General features: G+C 33.7%; 4 protein-coding genes. 2 read left to right on the top strand and 2 right to left on the bottom strand.

All coding sequences use genetic code 11. From position 1 onward, the window contains the following. Window positions 1-169: 169 nt before the first annotated feature. Window positions 170-976, top strand: coding sequence for a DNA/RNA non-specific endonuclease (locus AFK68_RS11245; protein ID WP_094672819.1), 807 nt, complete (start codon window positions 170-172; stop codon window positions 974-976). A gap of 333 nt (window positions 977-1,309) precedes the next feature. Here AFK68_RS11245 and AFK68_RS11240 read toward each other — a convergent pair whose 3' ends face one another. After that, entirely contained in the window at window positions 1,310-1,720 is a 411-nt protein-coding gene (locus tag AFK68_RS11240) for a nuclease A inhibitor family protein (protein WP_094672818.1), read from the bottom strand. A 683-nt stretch (window positions 1,721-2,403) separates the two neighbouring features. Then, window positions 2,404-2,847: a YbjN domain-containing protein gene (locus tag AFK68_RS11235; RefSeq protein WP_094672816.1), complete on the bottom strand. Its 444-nt coding sequence runs from the start codon at window positions 2,845-2,847 to the stop codon at window positions 2,404-2,406. Window positions 2,848-3,610: 763 nt separating this feature from the next. On the opposite strand from AFK68_RS11235, the gene AFK68_RS11230 reads away from it, so the two are divergent. Next, complete coding sequence (locus tag AFK68_RS11230) at window positions 3,611-4,930, top strand: 3-isopropylmalate dehydratase large subunit (RefSeq protein WP_094672815.1); 1,320 nt, start codon at window positions 3,611-3,613, stop codon at window positions 4,928-4,930. Window positions 4,931-5,098 lie beyond the last annotated feature (168 nt).

The raw sequence follows: 5,098 nt of genomic DNA, 5'->3' as shown, positions 1-5,098 counted from the left end.
ATTCCTTTTACAAACAGTCTAATCAGGTTTTTAACAATAGTAGGATAGGTTTATGTTGGCTTGGGTTTAGAGACCAAACCCCTACAATAAAATAGTACAATCAATATAGATATATTCTAACTAATGACTGAAAAAGTTCTAGTAAAACTAACAAACAAAAGGATACAAAATGCTAAAATTATCCCGAAAAATTACTCTAGGAATCACAATACTTTTACTTACACTTACCAATGGATGTTCTCTACTTTTTAAACCATCTCCCAAAGTTCATATAACTTTAGGAAATCCAAGTAATGCCACAAATTCTATTGAAAATTCAGATAATTATTTAATGGAAAAACCGCAATATGTATTGTCATATAACCGAAAGAAAGGAACAGCAAACTGGGTAAGTTGGCAATTAAATAAATCTTGGTTAGGAAATGTAGAAAGACAGGATAATTTTCGCCCAGATGAGAGTTTACCTGAAGACTGGTATAATGTTAGACCAAATGATTATAGAAATAGTGGTTATGACAGAGGACATTTAATTCCTTCAGCAGATCGTACTGCTAATGAAAAAGATAATTCAGCCACATTTTTAATGACAAATATAATTCCTCAAGCTCCAGATAATAATCGGGAAACTTGGCGTGAATTAGAACAATATTCTCGCGAACTTGTAGAAGCAGGAAATGAACTTTATATTATCGCTGGAGGATATAGAAAAAAATCAACTATTGCCGGAGGAAAACTAACTATTCCTAGTCGAACATGGAAAATTATAGTAGTTTTAAAACCTGGTGTTGGTGTGAGAGGAGTTAACAAAAATACTAGAGTTATTGCAGTGGATATGCCTAATTCAAATCGGATTAGAAGTGATTGGAAAGCTTACCGAGTTTCTGTAGATAAAATTGAATCTGCTACTGGTTATGATTTTCTTTCAAAAGTTCCAAAAGAAATTCAAGATGTGATTGAAAGTCGAGTTGATAATTGATAATTAATAATTAATAATTAATAATTGATAATTAGGGTTTGATGAAAAAGTATGAGTAGTAGGGGTAGGAATCAGGAGTCAGAAGGAGTGGGAAATTTAGAGGAGATAGTCGGAAGAATTATCAGAGTGATTTTGCTGCCATAGTCTGCCCAAAACCCTAACTTTTTGGTTGCTCCAGCTTCAAGAGTTGCACCTTTTTTTGGCTCTAAAAATCCACTTACTTTTGTATGTCAATACTTTGAGAATTAATCAGCAAACTCTAATTAAAGATAGTTTTTATTATCCATTATTAATTATTAATTATCCATTATCCATTATCCATTATCCATTATTTTAGGTCTCAATAGAAACTGTAGCTAAACCAGCATAGTCTCCAACATCAGTCTTACCAATTATATAAACATCAATTTCAATTTCACCCACTTTATAGACTTTTAAATCACTTAAATATTGTTTCATAATCCTGACAAGTTCCTGATATCTGTTCACTGTATCAGCATCTTCTGAATTATGCCAATTTTTAGGTGTAATTGCCCATTGAAAAAAACTATCAAATTCTATGACTTTAACTGGAGTATCCAAAGAATGTTTAGTAATTTTCAAAACTACTTCATTATCCAGTGAAATTTTTTCACCAAATTCCCAAATTAAAGCTTCAAAGGTATAATCAGATTCACTCATCCATAGTAAACCTTTTACAGCTTCATGTAATTGCTCAAAAATTTCTAAATTAGTTAGATTCATTTTAATATTAATTTCAAATTAAGCAACAAATTTATCTATAACTTTAACGTCAGCATTCAGCTAGCCTCTTGCCTCCTGCCTCCTGCGGAGGAGCTGCGCTAACAGAGGAGCTTTGCTTTTTCGTATAGGGAATGCTCCGCTTTCCATGTCGCGCAGCGTTTCGCTTTGCGACATATAAAACGTTTGCGGAGCATTCCGTCAGGAAAGTTGTGCGCTAGCTAAACAGCTATGAATTATTAACTCATTTCCTACCACAGAATTGTATTGGTTTACAACTCAACCGAGTCTTTCTTGTGCTTCAATACTCTGATTAAAAATGTAGTAGAAGTTAAAATCAAGTTAGGTTCATTCATTTTTATTCCTGAGAGCTGAATGCTTAGACTTTAACATTATGTAAGTTGAAGATTTTATTGAAAATATTTAATGTTAATAACATAGCTTTAGTCTGTTTTTTAGAAAAGATGAAAAATAAAAAGCATGAAAATTAGTTCATAGTTCCAGGATAATAATTCTGGTTTACAGAAGCTGAAACTATGGCTAGATAAAGAAAAATTTTTGGCAGATATCACAATTATTCCATGATGATGCAACGCCAAAAATTCAGTTCCTGAAAAAAATCATCTATAGAGATTTTTCAACCTCTTTATTGCTTTCTAATTTTTCTTTCTTCCTTCCTTAATAAACTATTGAGGTGGAATATCTAACCCTCGTTTACCACCCCAACTTTCAACAATTTTATCATCATAATCATCAGCAACTTCCAACACTGCCAAAACAGACTCTTCTAATTCATTTGGGTCACAAGTAGAACCAACTATACTATGTTGAAATAAAATATTTCCATCAGCATCTAAAGAAAAACCACCAAACTGCATATTACTATTTTCTCGCAATAAAAATTCTAGTAAATCAGACTTCAATTCAGCCCCAATAACCACAGTAGAACAAGTCTTAATAACACTATCCTCACCCCAAGGATAAACTCTCACTTCCACCCAAGCAGAACCTAAAAATATACTAAACCCTGGTTCATCAAGTTTTTCCCAAGGATAATCACTAAATAATTCTTCCATCCAACCATAAATTTTTTGATAACATTCTGCTTGAGCTGGTGTGTGAAATTCCATATCTATCATCTCCCGAACAAAAGCTATTGATAATCCTAATATTTATTGAACATAATCATATTAACTCTCAAGAGCTACCTGTTAATATTTTTTCCATCAGTCAACTTCACCAAAATAATTTATTCATCTCTATATGTGTCATTTCAGTCGATAAATTTTTGAATAACATTCTGCTTGAGCTGATGTTTGAAATTCCAGAGCTACCATCTCCCGAATAAAAGCTATTTATCATCCTAATTATTGTGGGAACATAATCATCTTAAGTCTCAAGAGCTACCTGTTAATATTTTTGCCATCAGTCAACTTCACCAAAATAATTTATTCATCTCTATATGTTTCATCTCAGTCGATAAATTTTTGAATAACATTCTGCTTGAGCTGGTGTTTGAAATTCCATATCTATCATCTTCCGAACAAAAGCTATTTATAATCCTAATTATTGCTTTAACATAATCATCTTAACTCTCAATAGCTACCTGTTAATATTTTTGCCATCAGTCAACTTCACCAAAATAATTTATTCATCTATATATGATATGTGTCAAATTTAGCTTTCAAAACTCCCAAAATTAAGCAAAATTAAAATCGGAGCTTATAAAGAAAAAATATAGGAGTTAAAGCAGTATGACCCAGACTTATAGAATATCTAAAACAAGCTGATATAAATACTTGACCTTTTCTCTTCTTTCTTCTTCCTTTGACTATAGGTTGTCTAAAATACATCTATAAAAGTATCAAATTATCACAAGTGGAGCGATCGCTTATGGCAATGACCATGGTTGAAAAAATCCTGGCCAAAGCATCAGGAAAATCTACCGTTACCCCAGGAGAAAACATTTGGATCAACGTTGATGTATTAATGACCCATGATGTTTGTGGTCCTGGTACTATTGGCATATTCAAACGAGAATTTGGTGAAGATGCCAAAGTTTGGGACAAAGAAAAAATCGTCCTTATACCAGACCACTATATTTTCACTGCTGACCCACGAGCTAATCGTAACGTAGATATTTTGCGAGACTTTGCCCAAGAACAAAATATCAAATACTTCTACGATATTATCGATCGCTCAAATTTCAAAGCAAACCCAGACTACAAAGGAGTTTGCCATGTTGCTCTAGCCCAAGAAGGTCATACCCGTCCTGGAGAAGTATTATTCGGCACTGACTCTCACACTTGTAATGCAGGAGCTTTTGGAGAATTTGCCACAGGTATCGGTAATACTGATGCCGCCTTTATTACAGGTACAGGCAAACTATTGGTCAAAGTCCCAGCAACTATGCGGTTTGTCTTAAATGGAGAAATGCCAAATTATTTATTGGCAAAAGATTTAATACTGCAAATTATTGGAGATATTTCTGTATCTGGTGCTACCTACAGAACAATGGAATTTGCTGGCGAAACTGTGGGACAAATGACAATGGAAGAAAGGATGACCCTCTGCAATATGGTCATTGAAGCTGGGGGTAAAAATGGAGTTATTGCTCCTGATGAGACTACCTTTGAATATTTGCGGGGGCGAACCGATAAACCATTTGAGTCTTTTTATACTGATGAGAATGCTACGTTTTATAGTGATGCTTCTTATGATGTGACAAAATTAGAACCTGTAGTAGCTAAACCCCATTCTCCAGATAATAAAGAACTCGCCCGTAACTGTCAGGATGTTAAAATTGACAGAGTTTATATTGGTTCTTGTACTGGTGGAAAAACTTCTGACTTTCTTCATGCAGCGAAACTTATTAAAGGTCATAAAGTTAAAGTTCCAACTTATTTAGTACCAGCAACTCAGAAAGTTTATGAGGATTTATTTGCTGTCAAACATGATGGTCAAACCCTCTCTGAAATATTTTTAGATGCTGGTTGTATTGAACCTGCTGCTCCATCTTGTGCTGCTTGTTTAGGCGGACCAAAAGATACATTTGGGCGGTTAAATGAACCAGAAGTTTGTGTGTCTACAACTAATCGTAATTTTCCTGGTCGAATGGGGAATAAACAAGCACAAGTTTATTTAGCTTCTCCCTACACAGCAGCAGCTTCAGCACTGACTGGATATGTGACAGATCCACGAGAATTTATGTAGGTTGAGCAATAGATAATTCAGGAGTCAGAATTAAATTTTTTATGTAGGAATGGATGAATAAATTGTCTTAAAAATTCTAGCAAATCTTAGATTTAGTAGTATTTGATTCGTTGGAAATTCACCAGATAAAAGATTAATTAATTCTGGCTCCTAACTACTATATTTTAT

This window comes from Hydrocoleum sp. CS-953 (assembly GCF_002260545.1).
Taxonomy (GTDB): domain Bacteria; phylum Cyanobacteriota; class Cyanobacteriia; order Cyanobacteriales; family Microcoleaceae; genus Trichodesmium.
This window is presented reverse-complemented; position numbering and strand designations above follow the sequence as displayed.

Excerpts from the sequence above, each read along its gene's own strand:
- AFK68_RS11245 (WP_094672819.1), top strand. The coding sequence starts at position 170 with ATGCTAAAATTATCCCGAAAAATTACTCTAGGAATCACAATACTTTTA.
- AFK68_RS11240 (WP_094672818.1), bottom strand. The coding sequence starts at position 1,720 with ATGAATCTAACTAATTTAGAAATTTTTGAGCAATTACATGAAGCTGTA.
- AFK68_RS11235 (WP_094672816.1), bottom strand. The coding sequence starts at position 2,847 with ATGGAATTTCACACACCAGCTCAAGCAGAATGTTATCAAAAAATTTAT.
- AFK68_RS11230 (WP_094672815.1), top strand. The coding sequence starts at position 3,611 with ATGGCAATGACCATGGTTGAAAAAATCCTGGCCAAAGCATCAGGAAAA.